This window comes from Kouleothrix sp. 19917, from assembly GCF_057073505.1.
The window spans coordinates 5,996,619-6,020,371 of the sequence record NZ_CP097099.1 but is presented as its reverse complement, the minus strand read 5'-3'; the positions used below and the strand labels follow the sequence as shown (position 1 = coordinate 6,020,371).

The window sequence follows — 23,753 nt, the reverse complement described above, 5'->3', positions numbered from 1 at the left end:
ATGAACCGCATCGACCGCATGACCGCGATTGTGCTGATCTTGCAGGAGCGCCCGCGCACCGCCAGCTCGATCGCTGAGCAGTTCGAGGTTTCGCGCCGCACGATTTTGCGCGATGTGCAGGCGCTCTGCGAGATCGGCGTGCCGGTGGTGGCGCGCGAAGGCGTGGGTGGCGGCTACTCGCTGCCGCTCGATTACACCATCGCGCCGCCGCAGCTCAATGCCCGCGAAAGCTTTCTGCTGCTGCTCGCGCTCGAGTCGATTGCGCGCCTGGCCGACGCGCCGTTTGCCGCCGAGCGCGCCACACTGCTGGCGAAACTGCGCGCGCTGCTGCCGCCCGGCCAGCTCGCCGAGGTCGAGCAGCTGCTGAGCGCGGTGGCGATCGACACGCCGCGCCGCGAGCAGCGCGCGCCCTGGCTCGACCGGGTGGTGGCTGCGGCGCAGGCGGGCGAGTGGCTGCGGATCGAATATCAGTCGGCGGCGCGCGCTTCGGCGCTGCATATTCTGCCGCTTCAGGTCAGCGCGCAGGGCGGCTTCTGGTACTGCCGCGCCTTTGCCCACGAGCCAGCCGAAGAGCGCACGTTTCGCGTCGACCGCATCCGCAGCGTGGCCGCGCCCGCGCCCGATTTCGCGCCCGCCGCGCCGCTTGCGCCCAAACCCTACGCCCACCCCGACCACCCGGAAGTGCGTGCCACGCTTACTCCACGCGGCGTGGCGCTGGTGGAAAGCGAGCCGCAGCTCGGCCAGCAGATCGCGCGCCAGCCCGGCGGCAGCGGGCGCTTGCAGTTCCGCTGCCCGCCTTCTGAGCTGGCCTGGTATGCGCGCTACTTCGCCAGCCTGGGCGCCGAGGCCGAGGTGCAAGCCCCGCCCACGCTGCGCGACGCAATCGCCAGCCACGCCCGCACCCTGCTGGAGCGCTACGCCGCGCCGCAGAAGGAGGAGGCAGCATGACAGCAGGCCCGCCGCTTGTGCTGGAGCCGCAGCGCCCGGTACTGCTGCTCGATATCGATGGCGTGATCAACGTTTTCCAGTGCTCGCTCGCCCGCGAAACGCAGATCGCGCCCCACCTGCCCGCGCTGAAGCTGCTGCCCGGCCTGAACGACTGGCTGGCCCGGCTCGACGAGGCGTACACGCTTGTGTGGTGCTCGCAGTGGGGCGCGCTGGTGAACCGCGACATGGCGGCAGCGTGGGGGTTGGGGCCACGCCCGCTGATCGAGCCGCTGCCGGAAGAAGATGGAAACGCAAGCTGGAAAGCCCTGGCGGCGCGGCGCACTTTTGCCGATTGGCACGGGCCAATCGCGTGGGTGGAAGATGGCTTTACAGCCGAGGTGCACGCCTGGGCCGCCGAGCGCCTGCGCTCCGGGCGACGCACCTGGCTTGTAGATGTGCGCGAAACAGGGCTAAATGAAGAAGTGACCCAGCTTCTGCTCGAATGGACTGCCTGATATAAAACCATAGCTGTCTGCAGTTGGCAGGATGCAGTTGCATTTTCTGCGCCCAGTGCGCTGCCCGGTGGCACTTGCGTGGCCAATTATTCTGCAAACCACTATACAACCAGAAACCACAGAACCAGATCGCGTTTCTTTTCATCGCTCGGTGTGCGGTGCAGCCGCGTGGGCGGCTTGGTGGTAAACGTTCTTGGCGTTCTGAGCTGAATGGTAGTGGAGATAGAAACTGGCTGGTTCGCAGTTTCAGGTTCTCGGTCCTGGCAGCGTCGTTATGTCGCCTCCCGTCCTTCGTCCTTCGTCACTGCTGCGCGCTACGGCAGCCACGCCAGCGGCGACGCCGGGCCGACATTCTGCGCAAGCTGCTCGGCTGGCTCGCCGCCCGGCTGCCAGCGCCAGATCTCGCCCGGCTCGTCGTTGTGGCCGTAGGGTTCGCTGGGCGCGACGCCAGCCTTCCAGCCGGGCGGCAGCAGCAGCGCCATTGCCCCCCCTGCTGGCGACCACGCGGCGGCGCGGGCGCGCGGCACCGCGCCAACCGGCTGGCCCTGCGCGGTGATGATGCCTTCGGGCAGCGCTACGTCGTGCGTGCCGCCAAGCTGCAACACCCGAACCGACCAGTCGTCGTAGCCGCCAAAGCCACGCGCGTCGCCATAGTTATTTTCCACCACCGCCACCCGCTGGCCGTCGGGCGAAAATTGCGCCGGCAGCAGCCAGCCCGCGCCATCGCTCAGCGGCTGGCCCTTGCCCTCGAACGAGCCGCCGATCTCGGTCATGCCCAGATCGACCAGCGTGCGGTAGCCAAGAAAACGCTGGTAGGTAAGTTTGGTGCCATCGGGCGACCATGCCGGCGCGTAGACCAGCAGGCCCTGCTTTTCGGGTGGGGCGCTCGGCTGGCTGCTAACGGCGAAGTTCCAGCCATTCTGGCCCTGCCGGTTGATCAGGCGAATGGCGTTGCTGGCGTTGGGCGCGTTTTCGCCTTCGGCGCGGGTGGAAGGCGGCGTGGCGTAGGCAATGCGCTTGCCATCCGGCGAGATCGCCGGGTCGCAGCCGGGGCCAAAGCTCTGCGCGGCGGATTCGCTCAGCACGCGCACATGCACCTCGCTGGCGGCGCACCACGTTGACCATTCCTGCCACGTGCGGGCATAGGGGTCGCTGGTGCCCGAGGCGGCATAGGCCAGCGCCTGCCCATCGGGCGCCCACGCCGGCGTCGCTTCGATCAGGTCATAGCTGTCGCTGGTAAGCTGGCGCAGCCCACTGCCATCGCGTCCAACCAGCCACAGGTCGATGCCGCTGGCATCGGAACCCTTGCCCAGGTCGCGGATCAGCGCGATGGTGTTGCCGCCGGGCGCAGGCGCAAAATCGATCACATTCGCCGCAATCGTGCGCTCGACGCGCGTGCGCAGGTCGAGCGCGACGAGGGCATTTTCGCGCAGGAACAGCAGCTCGCCAGGGCCAGCCACTGCGGGCGCGCTGGTGGGCTGGGGCGCGGCGCTAGGGGCAGGGGCAGCCGTCGGCTCGGGCGCATCGGTTGGTTTGGGCGCGGCTGTTGGTTCTGCTGGCACGGCGCTGGGTTCAGGCGCAGCCGTCGGCTCGGGCGCGGCGGTGGGTATTTCGCTTGGCGCAACCGTGGCGGCTGGCGGCAGTGTGATCTGTGGGCTGACTGTTTGTGGTTGGCCTGGGGTGCCGCCGCACGCAGCCAGCAGCGCGGCCACCATACTCAGCAGCAGAGTGCGGCGAACATTCATAGCGACCCTTTCTTTGTGCCTGGGCAGGCGGCAATGCCGACCTTATTGTAGCACGCGCGCTCTGCCGAGCATCTGAAAAGCATATGAGGCGCGCATTGCAGCTGTGTGGCACGCGCACTATTTTCTGCCTGCTGCCCGATCTGCTTCCCAAAATCGCCGTGTGCTCCGTTTACTATACAAGCATAGTCTCAGCCAAGCATGTATCGCTCTTCACGATGTGAGCCTTTGAGCGCGCAGCCCGCGTTTGGCAGAAGACCACGCTCAACCCATTCTGTTAAGGCCAGGTAGTAGAAATTCCGCACAATTTAGTGTATGATGCCCCTGAACTCCCACACTAGTTATGTCTTGATCAGTGCTCAGACGACTCGATCTTACCAAAAAGATCAGTCTCTTACGTTCACTATACAGAGCTTTCAGGCTACGATATGCGCTATCAGTATTATGATAGTGCAACTGAGGCAAATCCCATCGGCTGGGCATGCCCGGCCATAGCTGAAAAGACGCCACCTGGGCGCTGTGGAGGGCTGGTATATGATTGAAGAACGATTGTCGCAGGCTGTGAAGGGCTACGAGTTGCGCGCCCAGCTGGGGGAAGGCGGCTATGGCGCGGTGTATCGCGCTTACCAGCCGCAGGTCGGCCGCGAGGTCGCCATCAAGATCATTCTGCCCCAGTACGCCAACCACCCCGAGTTCATTCGCCGCTTCGAGAGCGAAGCCCAGCTCGTCGCCCGCCTCGAACATCCCTATATCGTCCCGCTCTACGACTACTGGCGCGAGCCCGATGGCGCCTTTCTTGTCATGCGCTGGCTGCGCGGCGGCAGTTTGTACGAAACCTTGCAGCGCGGCCCGCTCCCCGCCGACGCCCTGCCCCGCCTGCTCGACCAGATCGGCGGCGCGCTTTCCGCTGCCCACCGCCGCAGCGTCATCCACCGCGACCTCAAGCCCGCCAATATTCTGCTCGACGAAGACGGCAACGCCTACCTGGCCGATTTCGGCATCGCCAAAGATTTGGGCAAGAAGGTCTCGCCCTACCAGACCGACCAGACCAGCGTCGTCGGCTCGCCCGCCTACATCTCCCCCGAGCAGGTGCGCGCCGAGACCATCACCCCCCAGACCGACATCTACTCGCTCGGCGTGATGCTCTATGAGATCCTGACCGGCGCGCTGCCCTTTCAGGCGCCCACGCCCATCGCTCTGATGTTCAAGCACATCAACGAGCCGGTGCCCGTGCATCCCGCCCTTTCCGCAGGCGTCAACGCCGTTATCCAGAAGGCCACCGCCAAGAACCCGGCCGACCGCTATGCCGATGTTGCCACCATGCTCGCCGAGCTGCGGCTGGCCCTGAACATCGCGCCTTCCTCTGGCGCGGCGCTGGCCTTTGGTGGCAGCCCCTCGCCCACCACGCCACCTCCCACCGGCGGCACCACCACCGGCGGGCGGCGCTCGACCTACGAAACGAACGTCATCTACCTGCCCACCTTCTTCGAGCCCATTGGCGACCAGCTGGTCTTCGACAACCCCTACAAAGGCTTGCGCGCCTTTCAGGAAGCCGATGCCAGCGACTTCTTCGGCCGCGATGCCCTGATCGACACGCTGCTCGACCGCCTCAACCAGCCCGGCCCTTTCCAGCGCTTTCTCGCCGTCGTCGGTCCCTCCGGCTCGGGCAAGTCCTCGGTCGTGCGCGCTGGTGTGGTTCCTGCCCTCAAGCACGGCGCCATCCCCGGCTCCGACAAGTGGTATGTGCTCGAGTTCTTCCCCGGCGCGCGCCCATTTGAAGAGCTGGCTCAGGCGCTCTTGCGCATCGCCGTCGACCCGCCCAACAATCTCGTCGAGCCGCTCACGCTCGACCGTGGCGGCCTGCTGCGCGTCGTCGATCAGGTCGTGCCCGGCGGCGACGAAACCGAAGTCGTGCTGGTGATCGACCAGTTCGAGGAATTATTCACCCAGGTCGAAGATGAAGCCACACGCACGCTGTTCCTCGACAGCCTGATCACCGCCGTGACCGACCCCTACTCGCGCGTGCGCGTGATTGCCACCTTGCGTGCCGACTTCTACGACCGCCCGCTGCTCTACCCCGGCCTGAGCGAGCTGATGCGCGCCCGCACCGAGGTGGTCATTCCGCTCACCGAAAGCGAGCTGAAGCAGGCGATTGTTCAGCCGGCCGAGCGCGCGGGCTTGCGCGTCGACCCCGAGCTGGTCGAGGCGATTGTCAGCGATGTGGGCGAACAGCCCGGCGCGCTGCCGCTCTTGCAGTATGCGCTGACCGAAGTGTTCGAGCGGCGCAATGGCCGGACCCTGACGCTGACACCCTACCACGGCAGCGGCGGCGTGCTTGGCGCGCTGGCGCGGCGCGCAGAAGAAATCTACACCAGCCTGAACCCGGCTGAGCAAGCCGTGGCGCAGCAGCTGTTCCTGCGACTGGTGACGCTGGGCGAAGGCGTGGAAGACACGCGCCGGCGCGTGCGGCGCACCGAGCTGCTGCCAGTCGGCGGCGATGCAGCGGCGATCGACCGGGTGATCGACACCTATGTGCAGTTCCGGCTGCTGACGCTGGATGTGGACCCGCAGACGCGCGCGCCGACGGTGGAAGTGGCGCACGAGGCGCTGATCCGCACCTGGTCGCGGCTGCGCGGCTGGCTGGACACGAGCCGCGAAGATGTGCGGCAGCAGCGGCGGCTGGCGAGCGCGGCAACCGAGTGGGCGGCGAGCGGCCAGGAGCGCAGCTTCCTGGCGAGCGGGGCGCGGCTGGAGCAGCTGGCAGGCTGGGCGGCGGAAACGCCGCTGGCGCTGAACGCGGAAGAGCAGGCCTACCTGGCGGCGAGCGTGGCAGCGCGCGATGAGCGGACGGCGGCGGAAACGGCACGGGCGGCGCGCGAGGCGCGGCTGGAAGCGCAGTCGAAGACGTTCCTGCGGGCGCTGGTGGGGGTGGCAAGTGTGGCAGCGGTGGCGGGCATTCTGCTGGCGCTGTTCGCCTTCTCGCAGCGCAGCCAGGCGAACACCAGCGCGCAGGAGGCGAAAGATAATGCTGCCCGCGCCGAGCAAAACGCCCAGGAAGCACAAAGCAACGCCGATCGGGCCGACCAAAGCGCCAAAGATGCACTCGCCGCCCAGGCCGAGGCGCAAAACCTTGCGCTGACACAGGGCGCGCAGGCCGCCTATAACCAGAGCAATATCGACCTGGCCGGCACGCTGGCGCTGGCCGCCGCCGAGCAGCCCAACCCCGGCCCGTTGTCCGAGCAGGTGCTGGCGAGCGTTGTGTATAACCCCGGCGCGCGCAAGGTGCTGCGTGGCTATACCGACGAAAACGGCGCGCAGCGCGGCTTCACCGATGTGATCAACAGCGTGGTGTATAGCCCCGACGAGACCATGGCCTTCTCGGGCGGTCGCAACGACAAAATCGGCATTCTGTGGGATCTCGCCACTGGCAAGGAGATCAAGCGCTTTGTCGGCCACGAAGGCCGCATCCGCGAGGTCGCCTTCCTGCCCGACGGCAAGCGCGTGCTCACCGCTGCTGAAGACGGAACCATCCGCCTCTGGGATGTCAGCTGCGCCACGCCCACCGCCACCGAGTGCGATACGCCCGTGCGCACCTATAGCGACGACGCTGGCTTTGCCGCCAAGAACTTCGAGGTGAAGGGTATTGCCCTGCGGCCCGGCCACAGTGAGTTCGTCGTTGCCACATCCGACTTTACGCTCAAGATGTGGGATATCGACTGCACCACCTGTAACACACCCAAGCGTATTTTCTCCGGTGGCCACACCCAGGAAGCCAACCTGCTCACTTTCACCTCGGATGGCAAGTATGTGCTTTCAACCTCAGAAGACACGTATCTTGTCCAGTGGGATGCCGAAACCGGCCAGGTTGTCCAGCGCATGCAAGACCCGAACAAGGCCGAGCTGCGCGGCGTGGCCGTGCTGCCGGGCGACCGCTTTGTGCTGGCTGGCGGCGCGGCTGGCGTGATCGCCAAGTGGGACCTGACCACCGGCCAGGTAGTCGACCAGCTGCGCGGCCACAAAGGCACAGTTTACTATGTCGGGATGAGCAGTGACGGCACGCGCGCGATCTCGGGCGGCGGCGACAACAGCGTGATCGTGTGGGATCTCGAAAAGAACATTCCGCAGATCGTGCTGCGCGGCCACGGCGGCTACATTCGCCAGGCCGTATTCAGCAAAGATGGCAAGCACGCGCTTTCGGCCTCGCAGGATCGTACCATCCGCCTGTGGGACCTGGCCAATGGCGCCGAGGCCCTGCGCCTGAACAGCATCGCCGAGGCGAAAGATGCGGCGGTCAGTGCCGATGGCAGCACGATTGCCGTCGGCACCGACAGTGGCGCGGCGCTTGTGTGGAAGCTGAAAGACGGCCAGGTCGAAGGCACGCCGCAAGAGTTCCGCTTCCACGAGCGCGATGTTGCGTCGGTGGCGCTCAGCCCCGATGGCAAATACCTGCTCACCGGCGGCGGCAATGCCGATGCGGCCATCATTGTCACGAACCTGGAAACCGGCGCGTTCGAGCGGAAGTTCGTCGACCCAGTATTTGGCACCAACAGCATTGTGTTCACACCCGACGGCAAGCGTGTGGTGACGGGCCAGGCCATCCCCGGCGACGACGACTACAGCGACGGGCGCGTCAGCAACCTGGATCTGAAGAAGCTCAGCATGGTGATCTGGGATTTCGCGAGCGGCAAGGCAATTCATCAAATCACCGATGTGGCGGTTGATGAAACGCGCTCCGACTCGCTGAACACGGTGTTGATCACGCCCGATAGCACGCGAATCTACGCCTCAACCGGCGCGGGATCGGACATTCTGATCTACGACCTGGAAAGCGGTACGCGCCTGGGCGAGCTTTCGCTGGAGAAAAACGGCCGCGCAACACAGATCGCGATGACACCAGACGGCAAGTTCCTGGTCGCAGGCACGACCGGCACCAACTTTATGGTGTGGGATCTGAGCAAGGGCAAGTTTGGCGAGGTTATCTACACGTCGCCTTCGCACTCGGCGGCGGTGACCTCAGTAAGCATCTCGTCGGATGGGAAGTTTGTGGCGGCATCGTCCGAAGGCGAAGTGGAGCTGTGGGACATAGGGTTGCAGCAGAAGGTGCGCAGCTTTGTGGGCCATACGCGTGGCGTGAACAAGATGCTGTTCAGCACCGACGACAAGCAACTTATGTCGGCATCGGTTGATGGCACCACCCGCGTCTGGCGCATTGAGAAACTTGCCGATATTATTGCCTGGGCGAAGGAAAATCGCCAGTTCCCGGCACTAAGCTGCGAGCAGCAAAAGCTTTACAACCTGCCAGGCACAGGCTGCAAATAAACAGCCCGCGCCAGACAATAATGCGTGCGTCCTTTCGCAACGACGCAGCTAATCGAAGGGTCGGTGAGCAGTGCTCACCGACCCTTCGATTGGCTTATTTCAGCTCCGGCATCTCCACTGGGTCTTCACGCGGCTCGCACACGCCGCAGAACACCGCGCGGGCAGTTACTACCGCTTTCTGGTTACCCTTCGCGTCGCGATAAAGCGCGACAATATGCGGCATTTCCTGCACATGCTCGCGGCAAACCGCCCGCCCGCAGAAGATGCACGCGCCATGCGCCGGGCGCTCGCAGTGCCAGCAGTTCATCGGAACCTCCTTTTCGGCGCGCTCCGCCCGCGCTCATTCGCCAATTGCAATCGTCCGCATTATACAAGAAGCCTTGCATAGCCAAAAAACAGCCCGCTGGTGGAACAATTGTTGCAAGACATAACTGTGTGATATAGAGCGTTGTGCGACAGTATGTCTCGGTAGCTGGATGCATAAGGTTGGGTAGCGCATATCGCAAAATGTGAACAGAAAGTCTTGCATAAGGAGCGCAACTCATGGGTTCGTACAAGAAATTCGCCGCAATGATCGCCACATCAACTGTTGTGATGTTTGGGCTGATGTATCTGAATACCTACGAGCTGGATCATGTCTTTTTCAGCCAGACACGATTGTACATGGCGCTGATAATGGGTGCAACGATGGCGATTATTATGCTTGCGTTTATGCAGGGCATGTATAAAAATAAGCGCGTCAATGCCGGGATTTTTGCGGGCAGCGCGCTGGTGTTCATGCTGGCGCTCTGGCTGGTGCGCAGCCAGGCCACGGTTGGCGATGTTGCCTGGATGCGCGCAATGATTCCGCACCATTCGATCGCCATCCTCACCAGCGAGCGCGCCAATATCACCGACCCACGCGTGCGCCAGCTTGCCGATGGTATTATTACTGCACAGCGCAAAGAGATCGACGAGATGAAGGCGCTGATTCAGGATCTCAATCAGAAATAAGGCCCACACACCTTATGCACCACAGCCAGCATCCGCTCCGCCCGCACTACAATGCGCTTTGGGAAGAACACTGGCCCAACATTCGGCGCGGCGCCGTTGCCACCGACCCACTGCTTGCGCACAAGGCCAGCGATGGCCGGCGCGGCCTGACGGTGATCGTTCGGCCCGCGCCCGCCGTCGCTGCCAACATTGAGAAAATGCTGCGCACGCTGGCCGCGCTGGAGCCGGGGCAATATTACTACCCGCAATCCGATCTGCACCTGACGGTGCTCTCGCTCTTCACCGCCACCGAAGATTTCGCGCCGCGCCTCGCGCATCTGGGCGAGTACCGCGATGCAGCGGCGGCGCTTGCCTCCACGCCAGCCTTCACCCTCGACATGGTTGGGATCACGCTGGCGGCGGGCGCGGTGCTGGCGCAGGGCTTCCCGCACGGCCCCGCGCTTGGCACCCTGCGTGATGGTTTGCGCGCCGAGCTGCGCAAGCGCGGGCTGGGCGCCGGGCTCGACCAGCGCTATCGCCTGGTGGCGGCACATTCCACGCTTGTGCGCTTTGCCGCGCCACTCAGCGCGCCCGAGCGTTTCGCGCAGGCGCTGGCCGAGTTTCGCAACACGCCATTTGGCCGAACCGAAGTTGCCACGCTTGAACTGGTATTCAACGACTGGTATATGTCGCGCGACACGCTGCAAACGATTGAGACTTTTCAGCTATTACCAATGGCAAAATAGTTGAGCCACAGAGCGCACGGAGAGCACTGAGAAAAGCACTATCATTTGCTTTCTCTTCCCTTCGTGTCTTCGTGTCTTCGTGGTAAATAAAGAAGCAGCTTCTCTACCCCTACGCCTGCAAGCTGTGGCTGCGATACAGCGCGGCGCGTGCCTTACCCGGCAGCGGGGATTGCGCCTGCGGGTTGGCCCACGCGAATGTAGCCGCGCCACTGCCCGGCAGACTGCGCACCAGCACTTCGCTCAGTCGGCGGTAGCGCCGGAAGAATTCGGCGCGGTCGCGGGCGTGGTGCCGCCGCAGCACCAGTTCGTCGCCCCCTTCGACGCGCTGGAGCAGCCGCGCCATTGCCGCGCGCACATGTTCGGCGGGTGGTGCCACGCCTTCCACACCAACTATCAGCACATTGCTGCGCTGCGGCAGCAGCTGGCCAAGCTTGCCAAAGATCGTATCGGCCAGGCGCTCGGCGGGCGGCGCGGCGCTCGATTCGGTAGCGGCGCGCAGACGCGTTACTTCGGCCATAAACGTCGTGCTGGTGGTGAAGGCCACGGCAAAATCGGGCGTGCGCGCGCCGCCGGGCTGCTGCGGCTCATACACCAGGCTCAGCGCCCGCTCGCGCAGCAGCAGAAACGCCGTTTCCAGCTCAAGCCGCAGGTCGAGCATGCTCGCTTCGTCCTGGGGTGCGCGCAGTTTCTTGCGAATTTTGTCGCGGAAGGTGTCGGCAAAGGCGGCAAAGCGGCGCGAGGCGGCCAGCCATTCCGCCAGCGGCGCGGCCAGCGGGTGCGGCTGGCCGTTCAGAATGTAGCTCAGTACGTCGTCGTGTAGCATCGCCTTTGCGCCCAAAATCGGATCGCGGGCAGTGTACCACGCTCGCGCCGCGCTTGCCGTCGTCCCTGCGCTTGACCATGCGGGTTGCCTGCGGTAGACTGCGCAATGCGAAGGAGAAGCGCTAGTATGACTGTGCTCGAAGGAAAAGTTGCGCTTGTTACGGGCGGCGGGCGCGGCATTGGCCGGGCGATTGCGCTGGCGCTGGCCGGCGCGGGCGCGGCGGTGGCCATCACCGGGCGCGACGCCGAGCGGCTCACAGCGGTGCAGGCCGAAATCACCGCCCTGGGGCGCGCAGCCCTGGCCCTGCCCGGCGATGTGTCCGACTCGGCGGCGGTGAATCGCGCCTTTGCCGAGGCCCGCGCCGCGCTCGGCCCAATCGACATTCTGGTGAACAACGCCGGCATCACCGCCAGCATCAAGTTTGCCGACACCAACGACGCAACCTGGGAGCGGATCATGCGCGTGAATGCGAATGGCCCGTTCTTCTGCTGCCGCGCCGCCGTGCCCAACATGATCGCCCGCAAGTGGGGACGCATCATCAACATCGCGTCGTACGCTGGCCTGAGCGGCATTCCGTTTTCTTCGGCCTATAGCGCCTCGAAGCACGCGCTGGTGGGCCTGACGCGCTCACTGGCGCTCGAGCTGGCGCGCTACAACATCACGGCCAACGCAATCTGCCCCGGCTGGGTCGAAACCGACATGGTGCGCGACGCAGTGGCAAATATTATCGAAAAAACCGGCCGCAGCGAAGGCGAAGCGCGCGCCGGCATTCTGGCCCTGGCCGGCCAGCAGCGCGTGATCGCGCCGGAAGAAGTGGCCGCCGAGGCGCTGCGCCTGGCCAGCCCGGCCGGCGATGGCGTGAGCGGCGAGGCCATTCTGATCGGGTAAAACGGGGGCGTAGAAGGGCGTATGCAATACGCCCAGACGCACAGGCGTATCGCATACGCCTAGCCAAGAACCGCAAAACCACGGAACCGAGAACCGCTGAACCACGGAACCGGGAACCGCTGAACTGCTGGACTTGCAACCTGCAACTTGCAAACCTGCAACTCCCAAACTCCGTGCCTCAGTGGTGAATCTTACGGTCGTCCGTCGTCGTTAACACAAGCAGGAGACCAATGCCTCAATATCTCGTCACCGTGCAGGCGCGCCACGACGCAGCGGCACCGCAGCACGTATACCTGCTCGATGGCGAGCTTGCCGCGCCCGAGGTTGACCAGCTTGCGGGCGAGTTGTTGCACGACCCGGTGGTGCAGCAGGCCGAATGGCACACTCTGCCGCAGCTCGATTCCGCGCCCGGCGCAGCCGCCGAGGTCGCCTTCAAGCCCGGCGTGACCGACAACGAAGCCGAAAGCATTCTGATCGGCGCGCGGCGGCTGGGCATCGGCGGGCTGCGCAGCGTGAAAACCCTGCGCCGCTACCCGCTCGGCGCGGGCGAAACAGCGCCAGCCGGGCTCTACAACCCGCTGATCGAAACCATCCTGCTGCATACGCCCAACGACGACATGGAGCGCGGCGAGTTCTACGCCGACCTGCTGCGCCCGCCGGCCGACACCACACCGCATATTGCGGAAGTGCCGCTGATCGACGCGGGCGACGACGCGCTCATGCGCATCAGCCGCGAGGGTGTGCTTTCGCTCGATCTCGACGAGATGCGCGCCATTCAGGCATACTTTCGCGGCGAAGAACGCCTGCCCACCGATGGCGAGCTGGAAACGCTGGCGCAAACCTGGAGCGAGCATTGTTCGCACAAAACCTTCAAGGCGCGAGTACGTTACCACGACGAAGGACAAAAGACGAAGGACGAAGACGCACAACTCTCCGCCGAACACTACACTGCCTATCACATGCTCCAGCGCGATTGTGATATCGATAGTCTCATTAAAACATTTCTGATGGTGGCTACCCAAAAGATTTTGGATCAATCTAGCTCCCAACCCCCAACCCCCAACCCCTGGGTTCTTTCCGCCTTTGTCGACAATGCCGGCATTCTGGCCTTTGGCGAAAACCACGAAGTTTCGATCAAGGTCGAAACGCACAACCACCCTTCCGCGCTGGAACCGTTCGGCGGCGCAAACACGGGCGTGGGTGGCGTCGTGCGCGATGTCCTGGGCGTTTCGGCGCTGCCAATCGCCAACACCGACGTGCTGTGCTTCGGCCCGCTCGACCTGCCGGACGACGCGGTTTCTGCCGGTGTGCTGCACCCACGGCGCGTCGCGGCGGGCGTGGTGGCCGGCGTGCGCGATTATGGCAACAAGCTCGGCATTCCTACCGTCAATGGCGCAGTGCTGTACGACCCCGGCTACACCGCCAACCCGCTGGTGTTTTGCGGCACGGTCGGTCTTGCGCCGCGTGGCAGCAACCCGCACAACACGCAGCCCGGCGACGCAATTGTGGTGCTGGGCGGGCGTACCGGCCGCGACGGCATTCACGGCGCGACGTTTTCTTCTGCCGAGCTGACCCACACCACGGCCACCGATGTCGGCAGCGCCGTGCAGATTGGCGACCCGATCACCGAGAAGAAAGTGCTCGACGTGCTGCTGCAAGCGCGCGACGCCGAGCTCTACAGCGCGATCACCGACTGTGGCGCGGGCGGGCTTTCGTCGGCGGTGGGCGAAATGGGCGCCGACACGGGCGCGGCGGTCGCGCTCGACGATGTGACCCTGAAATATGCCGGCCTGCAACCCTGGGAGATCTGGCTTTCCGAAGCGCAGGAACGCATGGTGCTGGCCGTTCCGCAGCCGCACCTGCCCGCGCTGCTGGCGCTCTGCGCTGGCGAAGATGTGGAAGCCACCGTGATCGGCCAGTTCACCGGCGACGGGCGGCTGACCGTCACACATCGCGGCGCGCGCGTGGTCGATCTGTCGATGCACTTCCTGCATAAAGGCATCCCGCAGCGCGTGCTGGAAGCCATCTGGGCGGGGGATGGGGGTTTGGAGATGGGCGATGGGACGCGCCCTTCCACCCCCCACACCCCATCCCCCACCCCCCGCGAAGCTCTGCTTCGCCTGCTGGCCCACCCCAACATCGCCTCGAAAGAGCCAATTGTGCGCACCTACGACCACGAAGTGCGCGGCGGCACGGTCGTCAAGCCGCTGGTGGGCGCGTCCGCCGACGGCCCGGGCGACGCGGCAGTGCTTCAGCCGCTGCGCAGCTCGCTCGAAGGGCTGGCGCTCGGCAGCGGCATCAACCCGCGCTACGGCCTGATCGACCCCTACTGGATGGCGCTGGCCTGTGTGGACGAGGCGCTGCGCAATGTAGTGGCAGTTGGCGGCGATCCGCGCCGCACCGCGATCCTCGACAACTTCTGCTGGGGCGACCCGCGCCAGCCCGATCGCATGGCTGGACTGGTGCGCGCATCGGCCGGCTGCTACGACGCGGCGCTGGCCTTTGGCACGCCATTCGTCTCGGGCAAAGACTCGCTCAACAACGAGTACCGCGACGCAAATGGCGAGCGCACGCCCATCCCGCCCACCCTGCTGATCACCGCGCTCGCGCACGTGCCCGACGTGCGCCGCTCCGCGACGATGGACCTGAAAGAAGCCGGCAATTTCGTCTACATCGTGGGCGAAACCCGCGACGAGCTGGGCGGAAGCCACTACAACGGGCTGCAAACGACCAACGATGATCCTTCGGCCTTTGTCGCTCGTCCTTCGTCGGTTCCCAAGGTCGATCTGGCCCGCGCGCCGAAAATCATGGCCGCGCTCCACGGCGCGATTGCCGGCGGGCTGGTGCGCGCCTGCCACGACCTGAGCGAAGGCGGGCTGGCAGTTGCTGCTGCGGAAATGGCCTTCGCCGGCGCGCTGGGCTTGCAGCTCGAGCTGGCGACGCTGCCGCGCCCGGCCGGCCTCGACGACGACACAACCCTCCTGTTCAGCGAATCGGCCACGCGCTTTCTGGTGGAGGTGCGCCCTGACAATGCGCCCGCCTTCGAGGCCGCGCTGGCTGGCCTGCCCTGCGCGCGCGTTGGCACCGCCAGCGCCACGCCCGAGCTCGTCATCACCGGCACGGCGGGCGAAGAAATCGTGCGCGCGCCAATTGCCGAGCTGAAAGCGGCATGGCAGGGCACCGCCGTGGTATAGTAGGGGTTGCGAATTGCCACCGGGGCGTATTGCATACGCCTGTGTTGCAGGTTGCAGGTTCAGAAATAACCTGCGAACTTTCAAACCTGCGACTTGCCAACAATAAATACGGGCAAAAGGAATGGAGACATGACCAACGGAAACGGGAACGGCCACGCGCACGCCATGAGCGGCGAGCAGTTCGCCAGCTATGTAGAACAGCGCCTTAGCATCTACGACGATATTGAGGTGCTCGACCGCGAAGGCTTTGAGCTGCGGCTGCGCGCCAGCGGCGCGGATGTGGCCGCCGACCTCGGCACCTTCTATGCCGCCTACATGCGCGACCCAGGCCAGCTCGACGTGGTGTTCGAGACATTTGTGCGCACGGTGCTGGGCATCCAGCCCGACCGCAGCACCAGCACCTACAGCGACTTGTCCGAGCGCATCTACCCGATGATCAAGCCGCTGGCGATGCTGCTGGAAGTGCGCGAGCGGCGGCTGCCCATGCTGGCCTACCGCGAATTCCTGGGCGACCTGATGATCGCGTATGTGATCGACGAGGACCGCAGTGTCGCCTATATCAACGAGGAGCATCTGGAGCGCTGGGGCGTCAGCATGCACGATCTGCACGCGCAGGCAGTTGCAAACCTGCGCCGCCGCACCGACGCAAATGTGAAATACACCACCGTCGGCGCGGGCGAGCAGCGCCTGTTCATCTATAATAGCGGCGATGGCTACGACGCCGCGCGCCTGCTGCTGTCCGATGTGCTTTCGGGCTGGGCGCGCGATCTGCCCGGCCAGCTCGTGATTGGCATCCCGAACCGCGATTTCCTGATCGCATTCAGCGATGTGAACCCCGAGATTTTGCGCGCCGTGGCCGCGCAGGTGCAGGCCGATGCTGTGCAGCAGCAATATGGCCTGACCGAGCAGCTGTTTACCCTGGAAAATGGCATTGTAAAGGAATATAGCTGGGAGTAAGGCGCAGTATGGAAGTTGGCGTCGTTCTGCTGACCGTGTTCGTCTACGGACTGGCGATTTTCTTGTGGGTGCGCGAGGGTTCACCCAACTACGTGGTGGCGCTGTTGGGTGGGCATCTGGCCACGCTGCTTTCGCCGTTCTGGCAGGCGCTGTATGGCTTTAGCTACGACCCAACCATGGCCGCGATCTACCGCCTGAGCATCGATGAGCGCCTGCAGTCGCTCACGCGCTTGCAGGAGTATGCCCTGCCGCGCCCGGTGTTCCTCGGCGGCTGGCTGAATATTCTGCCCGCGCTGCTGGTGTTCTACCTTTACCGGCACCGCTGGTGGTTCCCCGGGTATGTCACCAACGTGCTGACCTTCACGCTCTTTGTCGTGTATTACATGCTGGTCGAAGTGATTGTGCAGCGCCAGGGCTGGCTGCTCTACCACAACAGTGTGTTGCTGCCGCTGGGCGTGCCGCAGCTGCTGCTTTCGGCAATCATGAATGGGCTGGTTGGGCTGGGAACACTGGCAGCTATTCTGCTTACGCGGCGCTACTCACTGGCAAGCCTGCTCTGGATTGTGATGCCCATCCCCTTTGCGCTGAGCCTGCTGGTACACGGTCTGCTGGGCGCGCCGCTCTACACCGCACTGATCTTGCAGGCGCAATCGTGGGCGGGCGCGATTGGTCTGCTCGGCACGCTCGGGCTGCTGCTCTCGGGCGCGCATATCATCGCGGGCTCGCTGGGCCGCCCGGCCGAGTGGCGGCAGACGGTGTAATTCTCTTTTCGCGGCAATACTACCCTGGTTATGACGAAAGACGAATGACGAAGGACGAAGCGCAACTTGGTCGTGGTCCTTTGTCCTTTCATCTTCAACCTTCGCGTCTTCGTGGCAAAAGAAACAAAAAGCCGGAGCCACTTCAGGCCCCGGCTTTTGTTTGCGTTCGATTTTCCAGCGCCACTCACGAAACGTTTTGGTTTCCGCTATGCAGTAATGCGCAAGCGTAAATCCAAAATCGTCAATCGTAAATACCCTAGCGGCTGAACATGCTGTTGGCGCGCAGTTCCTTGATCAGATCCTGGGCCTGGCTGTTCAGGTCGGCCACGCGCTTGTTGAGGTCCTTCTGCGTGCGGCGAAGCTGCTTCTTGTCCACTTCGGGCAGGCGGTCGCGGATCTCTTCCAGCGTGGTCTGCAAGCGCTCAAGCGCATCTTCGCCAGCGGACTGCGCCTTGTTTGCGAAAATTTCGCTGTGGTCTTTCAGCGCGCCAATCGGATCTTCGCGGAAGCTGCGCGGCTTGCGCTCGCGCTGCAAGAGCTTGGTGATGCCAAATGCGGCCAAACCCAGCGCAGCGGCTAGGCCAAAGTATTTTGTGTAGCCATTGTCTTCCATAAAATCCTCCTCTTACACGACCGATGAAGTAGTTGTTTGCCTCGGTAGGCAAAAGCTGTTGTGCCGGCCGTTATTCATTCCACTGCCTGTTCATGCAAGTAGCGTGCCACACGGCTCGTTCGCGCCCTATTAAAAAAGCAATACTGACATCTTGGAGGAATTTCCTCATTGTAATCCCCAAACCCTATCCCCCAAACCCTGCGCTGAAAGCGCATTAGCGCAGCACCGCTTTGGTCCATGCATCCAGCCACTGGTCGCGGTTCTGGTCGATCTGCTCGGGCGGCACGCTGACGGGTTCGCTTGGCACCGCCGAGAATTTGGTGAACACCTCGGGCAGGGTGCTGCCGGGCACCACCGGGTAAACAAACATTTGCAGCGGCATGTCTTCCTGAAATGCCTTGCTATACATAAAATCAATGAACTGCTCGGCCAGCTTGCGATTCTTCGTGCCCTTCAGGATGCCGGCAAACTCGATCTGCAGGAAGTTGCCGCCGCTCATCACAGCGGTTGGCGCGTCGGTGAGCTTGCCCTCGCTGAAGAAAACCTCGGCGGGCGGGCTGCTGGCGTAGGAAACTACCAGCGGGCGCGGGCCTTTGCCGCTGGAGCCGCTGAACTGTGTGTAGTAGGCATCGCTCCAGCTGTCGGAAACCAGCACATCGTTCGCGCGCAGATCCTTCCAGTAATCCAGCCAGGTGTAGCTGCCTTCCGTGCCGAAATGACCGATTGTGGCAAGCAGAAATGTCAGGCCCGGCGAGGACGTGGCCGCGTTTTCGACCACGAGCTTGCCCTTCCACTCGGGCTTGGTCAGCTCTTCCAAGGTGGTGGGTGGCGTGAGTTTGTTCTGATCCATGTAGGCGCGGTCGTAGTTGATCGCGACGTAGCCGTAGTCGATTGGCAGCAGGCTGTTGCTCGGGTCGAGCTTGTACTGCGCAGGCACCTGGCCAAGCGCGGGCGCGGCGTATGGCTCGAAAATGCCGGCCTTGAGCGCGCGCGTCAGGAAGGTATTGTCGACGCCAAAAAACACGTCTGCCAGCGGGGCATCTTTGCTGAGTGCGGCTTTGTTCAGCGCCTGGCCGGCATCGCCCGACTTCAGCACCTGCACGGTCGCGCCCGATTGCTGCTCGAACGCTTTCAGAACATCTTCGCTCACGCTGAAGCTATCGTGGGTCATGACGGTCAGCACGGTTTCACCAGCGGCTGGCGCGGCAGTGGCTTCTGGAGCGGCAGTTGGCTCGGCAGCGGCGGTTGCCACGGGCGCGTTCGTAGCTGCGGGCGCGCTCGTGGGCGCGCCGGTGCTGGCCTGCCCGCCACAGGCCGCCAGCAGCATGCCCAGCAGCAGGGCAATCAGGCGTCGGTTCATTGCTTCTCCCTTTCGGTTGGCGTGCCGCGTGGCACAAAAAAGACCGCCGACCTGGGAGAATAGTCAGCGATCGATGTCGCGCTGGCGCTTCCCTACGCTGGTATAACCCAGGTCAGGTTCGAAGGGTCAGCGGCATTGCTTGGGCCGCGCTCTCAGCCAGGCTCTCCTGGCTCCCCTAGCAATATTCATTTTGCTCGGTCGGTACGATACCACGCGGCCCAGGCGCTGTCAAACGCACCAGCACAGAACCAAGAACCACGGAACCAAGAACCACGGAACCACAGAACCACGGAACCACAGAACCACGGAACCACAGAACCGAGAACCACGGACCGAGAACCACGGAACCACGGAACCACGGAACCGAGAACCGAGAACCAAGAACCTGCAACCTGCAAACCCGTAACTTACGAACCTGCAACCTGCAAACCTGCAAACCTCCCACCCCTCCGCGCCCTTTGCGTTCTTTGCGGTTAAATCTCCCCTGTCATCTTTCGTCGGTCGCCCCAATCGTAAATCGCAAATCGTCAATCGTAAATCTGCGCAGTATAATGGGCCATTCGCAAAGGGAGGGAAACAATGTTTCGTCTTATTCGTGCCCTGCTCGATGGCTTGCTGCTGCGCTGCCCGCGCTGCCATCGCGGCCATATGTTCGAGCGCGGCTTCACCATGTACCGCACCTGCCCGGTGTGCGGGCTGGAGTTCGAGCGCGCGGTGGGCGAGGTGACTGGCGGCATGGGCATCAACACCGTCGTCACGCTCACCGTGATCACAGTCTGCTCGTTTATATTCGGGCTAAATACCAGCGTGCCGCTCATGCCGCTGCTGGTGGGGCTGGGCGCGTTCGCGGTGCTGTTCCCAATCGCCTTCTACCGCTCGTCGCGTGGCATGTGGGCGGGCTTTTTGTACATCATGGGCGACAACGCCGAGCCCGATCAGCTGCGCCAGTAGCGCTTATTCGGGTTTGTGCTCGCCGCCCGAGCGGCTGCGCAGGCGCATCACCGCATCGCGCACGCGCGCCGACATCACCTTCCACGAGGCTTTGTCGGCCAGCCAGGCACGCTCGCTTTTCAGCGGCTCACCGAAATGCACCTTCACCTTTACCGGGCGCGGGATGGGCAGGCCATTTTTCGGCAGCACGCGGGCGGTGCCTTCCAGCCACACCGGCACAATCGGCACATCGGGGAATTCCGCCGCCAGCCGCCCAATGCCGCTGCGAAACGGCCCGATCTCGCCCGTGCGGCTGCGCGTGCCTTCGGGGTACAGCACCACGCCATAGCCCTCGCGCAGCGCACGCACCACATGGCGCAGCGGGTCGGTGGCCGAGGCGATGTTGCGCGGCACTGGCACAGTGTTGAACAGCACGCGCGAAACAAACTGGCGCGGCCCATTGTCGAAGAAATAATCCTGCGCAGCGGCGGCCACCACGCGCTTGCGCAAGGCACGCGGCAGCGCCGCAAAGATCACGGCAGTGTCGGCGTGGCTGGCGTGGTTCGCCGCCAGAATAAACGCGCCCGATGACGGCACATGCTCCAGCCCGTCGATTTCGAGCCGGCAGTAAAATCGCACAAACGCAAGAAAGAGCCGCGACGGCAGCCCAATGCGCGCAATCGGGTGGCGGCTGGTATACAAACTCATGGTTGCTCCCACTAGTTCGAACTTCGTTGTGGCGGCTGTGGGCCTTCCGCGCGCATTATAGCATCACCGCGGCAGGGCGCATATGCACTCAGGCGTGCTATAATGGCGGCACAGAAACACGCTGCCCGGCGGCCCGCCTGGGCGCGCAGGAGGTGCGGGGAATGGAGCAGAACAGCTTCGAAGAGCCCAGCGCCGAGCTTGAACGGCTGGCAGAAGAACAGATCAATGATCTCGATACCACCGGCGACGAACGCTCACGGCGCGGGAAAGAACGCCGCGAGCGCGTGCTGGCGTTGTATGGCCAGGGTGCGTTACGCTCGGCTCAAGATAATTATTATGCATCGCTTATTATGCTCTATGGCGATGATATTGCACATTTCGAGCTGGCGAAGACATTCGCCCAACGGTCAAGCGCGCTTGGCGAGCCGCGCGCCTGGTCGGTGATCGCGGCCTCGTGGGATCGCTCGTTGCTTGGGCGCGGCCGGCCGCAGCGCTTTGGCACGCAGTTTGTGCGCGAAGGCGGGCGCTGGTCGCTCGGCAAAGTCGATCCGCGCGTCACCGATGCGCAGCGCGCGCTGTATGGTGTGCCGCCGCTGTGGGTGCAGCAGCAGAATGCCGAGCAGCTTCAGCGCCGCGAAGACGACGAGACGTAATCGCACGCGAGCGATACAACACTATTCAGAAGCAGAAAACACGAAGGACGAAGAATGATTCCACTCTTCGTCCTTCGTGTCTTCGTGTCTTCGTGGTTATAGAAATGACTCGATCTCAGCCCAGGTAGGCGCGCTTGACGCGCTCGTCGTTCAGCAGCTCCTGCGCCGGCCCCTCAATCGTCAGCCGCCCCGCCTCCAGCACATAGCCCCGGTCGGCGCTTTGCAATGCCAGGTTGGCGTTCTGCTCGACCAGCAGGATCGTCACGCCAGCCGCGTGCAGCTCGCTGATGATCGCAAAAATCTCGCGCACCACCAGTGGCGCCAGCCCGAGCGATGGCTCGTCGAGCAGCAGCAGGCGCGGCCGGCTCATCAGCGCGCGCGCAATCGCCAGCATCTGCTGCTCGCCGCCCGAAAGCGTGGCCGCCAGCTGGTTGCGCCGCTCGGCCAGGCGTGGGAAGCGCCGGAACTGCTGCTCGATATCCTCAGCAATGGCGGCGCGGTCACTGCGCGTGTATGCGCCCAGCTTCAGGTTGTCGAGCACGCTTTGCCGGCCCAGCATGCGCCGGCCCTCGGGGCTTTGTGCGATTCCAAGACGCACCACCTCGTCGGGTCGCGCGCGGCTGATGTCGCGCCCGTCGTAGGCAATCGCGCCCGCGCGCGGCGGCACCAGCCGCGAAATCGCGCGCAGCGTGGTGGTTTTGCCCGCGCCATTCGCGCCAATCAGCGTCACCACCTCGCCGGCCTGCACCGTCAGGTTGATGTCTTGCAGCGCCTGAATGCCGCCGTAGTTGACGCTCAGGTTTTTGATTTCGAGCAGTGCTGTCATATGAGCGTTTCTTCAAAACCGATTGAAGGGCGTATTGCAATGCGCCCCGGCGGCAACCTGCAAACAGTCGTATGCAATACGCCCCGGCGGCAACCTGCAACCGATTCCTATTCCCCCAGGTACGCCTCGATCACGGCCGGGTCGTTCTGGACATGCGCGGGGTCGCCCAGCGCGATCATCTGCCCAAAATCCAGCACCGCCACGCGATCGCACAGGCCCATCACCAGCGGCACATGGTGCTCGATCAGCAGCACCGTCAGGTCGAACTGCGCGCGGATGCTGCGGATGAACTCGGTCAGGCCAGCCTTCTCGTTCGGGTTCATGCCGGCGGCGGGCTCGTCGAGCAGCAGCACCTGCGGGCGCAGCGCCAGGGCGCGGGCAATCTCCAGCCGCCGCTGGTCGCCATACGCGAAGTTGCGCGCCTTGTTCTGCGCGCGATTTGCCAGCCCCACCAGCTCCAGCAGCTCCAGCGCGCGCTCGCGCATGGCGCGCTCTTCCTGCGGCGCGGGCGGCAGGCCCAGCAGGCTCGCCAGCATATTCGAGCGGCCATGCACATGCTGCGCAATCATCACATTTTGCAGCGCCGAAAGCTCGCCAAACAAGCGAATATTCTGGAAGGTACGGGCGATTCCGCGCGCGGCAATGCGGTGCGGGCGCAGGCCGGTAATCGTTTCGCCGCGATGCAGGAGCGCGCCGCTGCTGGGGGGCGTCAGCCCGGTGATCAGATTGAACAGCGTGGTCTTGCCCGCGCCGTTCGGGCCGATCAGGCCAAACAACTCGCCGCGCCGCACGCCAAACGAAACGTCGTTCACCGCAACCAGCCCACCGAAGCGGCGGGTCATGCCGCGCACCTCCAGCACGACATCGGCGGGCGCGGGTGTTTCGCTCATGGCGCCTGCCTCCGCCGCCCGCTCAGCAGCTCGGGCGTGATCAGACCTTGCGGGAAGAACACCGCGCCAATTGCGATCAGCGCGCCAAAAATAATCAGGCGGCCATCGCGCAGAAACTGGCCGAACCAGTCGGGCAGCGCGCCAATGCCGGCCAGCGCGCGCAACACCTCGGGCAGCGCGGTCAGCACCAGGCCGCCCACAACCGGCCCGACAAACGTGCGCGAGCCGCCGATCAGCACAAAGGCCAGGTAGCTGATGCTGGCGTCGAAGGTGCCCTGGCGCGCGTTCCAGGTATTGAGGAAATGCGCGCTGATCGCGCCAACCACGCCCGCCAGCATCGCGCCCAGCGTAAACGCCAGCACCTTGTAGCGCGTCGGGCTGATGCCCATTGCATCGGCGGCCAGCTCGTCTTCGCGCAGCGCCACAAACGCCCGCCCCACACGAATGCGCTCCAGCCGGTAAGCGAACAGCATGCTCAGCAGCAGCAGCGGCCCGGCCACCCATAAATAGCCCACCTGCGTGCCAAAGGGCTGCGGGATGCCGAAAATGCCAACCGCGCCGCCGGTGATCGTCAGGTTCAGCGAAAGCACGCGCAGAATTTCCACAAACGCGATTGTGGCGAGCGCCAGGTAGATGCCGCGCAGACGCAGCGCCGGCACGCCCACCAGCACGGCCAGCGCGCCCGAAGCCAGCGCGGCCAGCAGCATCTCGGCCAGCAGCTGCCAGAGCGGGAACAGACCAGCCGACGGCGCGAAATACTTGGTGGACATCACGGCCGCGATGTAGCCACCCAGCGCGTAAAAGCCCGGGCTGGCCAGCGAAAGCTGCCCGGCCATAAGCGGCAGGTAGAGCGACAGCGCCAACGAGGCCGCCAGCACCATCGAAGTAAGCAGAAAGCCGTAGGTGTTGATAAATGCGGTCATTGGGCG

20 protein-coding genes and 1 riboswitch are annotated in these 23,753 nt (G+C 64.1%); of the genes, 11 read left to right on the top strand and 9 right to left on the bottom strand.

Annotation, left to right across the window (positions count from 1 at the left end):
* Complete coding sequence (locus M1P90_RS24275; protein WP_483698093.1) at positions 1–948, top strand: helix-turn-helix transcriptional regulator; 948 nt, start codon at positions 1–3, stop codon at positions 946–948.
* Entirely contained in the window at positions 945–1,442 is a 498-nt protein-coding gene (locus tag M1P90_RS24270; RefSeq protein ID WP_483698091.1) for a hypothetical protein, read from the top strand. The genes M1P90_RS24275 and M1P90_RS24270 overlap by 4 nt, the downstream gene beginning before the upstream one ends.
* Before the next feature lie 314 nt (positions 1,443–1,756).
* Here the strand turns inward: M1P90_RS24270 and M1P90_RS24265 are convergent, their stop codons facing one another.
* Entirely contained in the window at positions 1,757–3,187 is a 1,431-nt protein-coding gene (locus M1P90_RS24265; protein WP_483698090.1) for a hypothetical protein, read from the bottom strand.
* 531 nt (positions 3,188–3,718) lie between these two features.
* Between M1P90_RS24265 and M1P90_RS24260 the strand changes: the two genes are divergently transcribed.
* Positions 3,719–8,503 carry an nSTAND1 domain-containing NTPase gene (locus M1P90_RS24260; RefSeq protein WP_483698089.1) on the top strand — a complete coding sequence of 1,595 codons (4,785 nt, stop codon included), beginning with the start codon at positions 3,719–3,721 and terminating at the stop codon, positions 8,501–8,503.
* A gap of 94 nt (positions 8,504–8,597) precedes the next feature.
* Here the strand turns inward: M1P90_RS24260 and M1P90_RS24255 are convergent, their stop codons facing one another.
* A complete protein-coding gene (locus tag M1P90_RS24255) occupies positions 8,598–8,810 on the bottom strand; it encodes a hypothetical protein (RefSeq protein WP_483698088.1) in 213 nt (70 codons plus the stop codon).
* Positions 8,811–9,046: 236 nt separating this feature from the next.
* Between M1P90_RS24255 and M1P90_RS24250 the strand changes: the two genes are divergently transcribed.
* Both M1P90_RS24250 and M1P90_RS24245 read left to right on the top strand, forming a co-directional pair.
* A complete protein-coding gene (locus M1P90_RS24250) occupies positions 9,047–9,496 on the top strand; it encodes a DUF305 domain-containing protein (protein WP_483698087.1) in 450 nt (149 codons plus the stop codon).
* Positions 9,497–9,510: 14 nt separating this feature from the next.
* A complete protein-coding gene (locus M1P90_RS24245) occupies positions 9,511–10,221 on the top strand; it encodes a 2'-5' RNA ligase family protein (RefSeq protein WP_483698086.1) in 711 nt (236 codons plus the stop codon).
* Between the two features lie 109 nt (positions 10,222–10,330).
* Here M1P90_RS24245 and M1P90_RS24240 read toward each other — a convergent pair whose 3' ends face one another.
* Positions 10,331–11,044 (bottom strand): hypothetical protein, encoded by a 714-nt coding sequence (locus M1P90_RS24240; RefSeq protein ID WP_483698084.1) that lies wholly within the window; start codon positions 11,042–11,044, stop codon positions 10,331–10,333.
* 126 nt (positions 11,045–11,170) lie between these two features.
* Here M1P90_RS24240 and M1P90_RS24235 point away from each other — a divergent pair, with 126 nt between their 5' ends.
* From M1P90_RS24235 to M1P90_RS24220, 4 genes are all read left to right on the top strand, one after another.
* On the top strand, positions 11,171–11,932 hold the full coding sequence (locus tag M1P90_RS24235) for an SDR family NAD(P)-dependent oxidoreductase (RefSeq protein WP_483698083.1): 762 nt from the start codon (positions 11,171–11,173) through the stop codon (positions 11,930–11,932).
* 230 nt (positions 11,933–12,162) lie between these two features.
* Entirely contained in the window at positions 12,163–15,126 is a 2,964-nt protein-coding gene (gene purL, locus M1P90_RS24230; protein WP_483698082.1) for a phosphoribosylformylglycinamidine synthase subunit PurL, read from the top strand.
* Between the two features lie 129 nt (positions 15,127–15,255).
* Positions 15,256–16,083: a DUF1444 family protein gene (locus M1P90_RS24225; protein WP_483698081.1), complete on the top strand. Its 828-nt coding sequence runs from the start codon at positions 15,256–15,258 to the stop codon at positions 16,081–16,083.
* 8 nt (positions 16,084–16,091) lie between these two features.
* The gene (locus M1P90_RS24220) at positions 16,092–16,844 is read left to right on the top strand and encodes a hypothetical protein (protein ID WP_483698080.1); all 753 of its coding nucleotides are present in this window, start codon (positions 16,092–16,094) and stop codon (positions 16,842–16,844) included.
* Positions 16,845–17,100: 256 nt separating this feature from the next.
* Here the strand turns inward: M1P90_RS24220 and M1P90_RS24215 are convergent, their stop codons facing one another.
* Positions 17,101–17,457 (bottom strand): hypothetical protein, encoded by a 357-nt coding sequence (locus M1P90_RS24215; RefSeq protein WP_483698079.1) that lies wholly within the window; start codon positions 17,455–17,457, stop codon positions 17,101–17,103.
* A 214-nt stretch (positions 17,458–17,671) separates the two neighbouring features.
* Positions 17,672–18,817, bottom strand: a complete 1,146-nt coding sequence (locus M1P90_RS24210) for a thiamine ABC transporter substrate-binding protein (RefSeq protein ID WP_483698078.1) — start codon at positions 18,815–18,817, stop codon at positions 17,672–17,674.
* A gap of 72 nt (positions 18,818–18,889) precedes the next feature.
* A riboswitch (TPP riboswitch) is annotated at positions 18,890–19,004 on the bottom strand.
* A 392-nt stretch (positions 19,005–19,396) separates the two neighbouring features.
* Between M1P90_RS24210 and M1P90_RS24205 the strand changes: the two genes are divergently transcribed.
* Positions 19,397–19,768, top strand: a complete 372-nt coding sequence (locus M1P90_RS24205) for a DUF983 domain-containing protein (protein WP_483698077.1) — start codon at positions 19,397–19,399, stop codon at positions 19,766–19,768.
* 3 nt (positions 19,769–19,771) lie between these two features.
* Here M1P90_RS24205 and M1P90_RS24200 read toward each other — a convergent pair whose 3' ends face one another.
* Positions 19,772–20,455 (bottom strand): lysophospholipid acyltransferase family protein, encoded by a 684-nt coding sequence (locus tag M1P90_RS24200; RefSeq protein WP_483698076.1) that lies wholly within the window; start codon positions 20,453–20,455, stop codon positions 19,772–19,774.
* 161 nt (positions 20,456–20,616) lie between these two features.
* Here M1P90_RS24200 and M1P90_RS24195 point away from each other — a divergent pair, with 161 nt between their 5' ends.
* Positions 20,617–21,108: a hypothetical protein gene (locus tag M1P90_RS24195; RefSeq protein WP_483698075.1), complete on the top strand. Its 492-nt coding sequence runs from the start codon at positions 20,617–20,619 to the stop codon at positions 21,106–21,108.
* Positions 21,109–21,223: 115 nt separating this feature from the next.
* Here the strand turns inward: M1P90_RS24195 and M1P90_RS24190 are convergent, their stop codons facing one another.
* From M1P90_RS24190 to M1P90_RS24180, 3 genes are all read right to left on the bottom strand, one after another.
* Positions 21,224–21,934: an ABC transporter ATP-binding protein gene (locus M1P90_RS24190; RefSeq protein WP_483698074.1), complete on the bottom strand. Its 711-nt coding sequence runs from the start codon at positions 21,932–21,934 to the stop codon at positions 21,224–21,226.
* Between the two features lie 107 nt (positions 21,935–22,041).
* Positions 22,042–22,824, bottom strand: a complete 783-nt coding sequence (locus M1P90_RS24185; protein ID WP_483698073.1) for an ABC transporter ATP-binding protein — start codon at positions 22,822–22,824, stop codon at positions 22,042–22,044.
* Positions 22,821–23,747, bottom strand: a complete 927-nt coding sequence (locus tag M1P90_RS24180) for a branched-chain amino acid ABC transporter permease (RefSeq protein WP_483698072.1) — start codon at positions 23,745–23,747, stop codon at positions 22,821–22,823. Before M1P90_RS24180 ends, M1P90_RS24185 begins: the two co-directional genes overlap by 4 nt.
* Between the last annotated feature and the right edge of the window lie 6 nt (positions 23,748–23,753).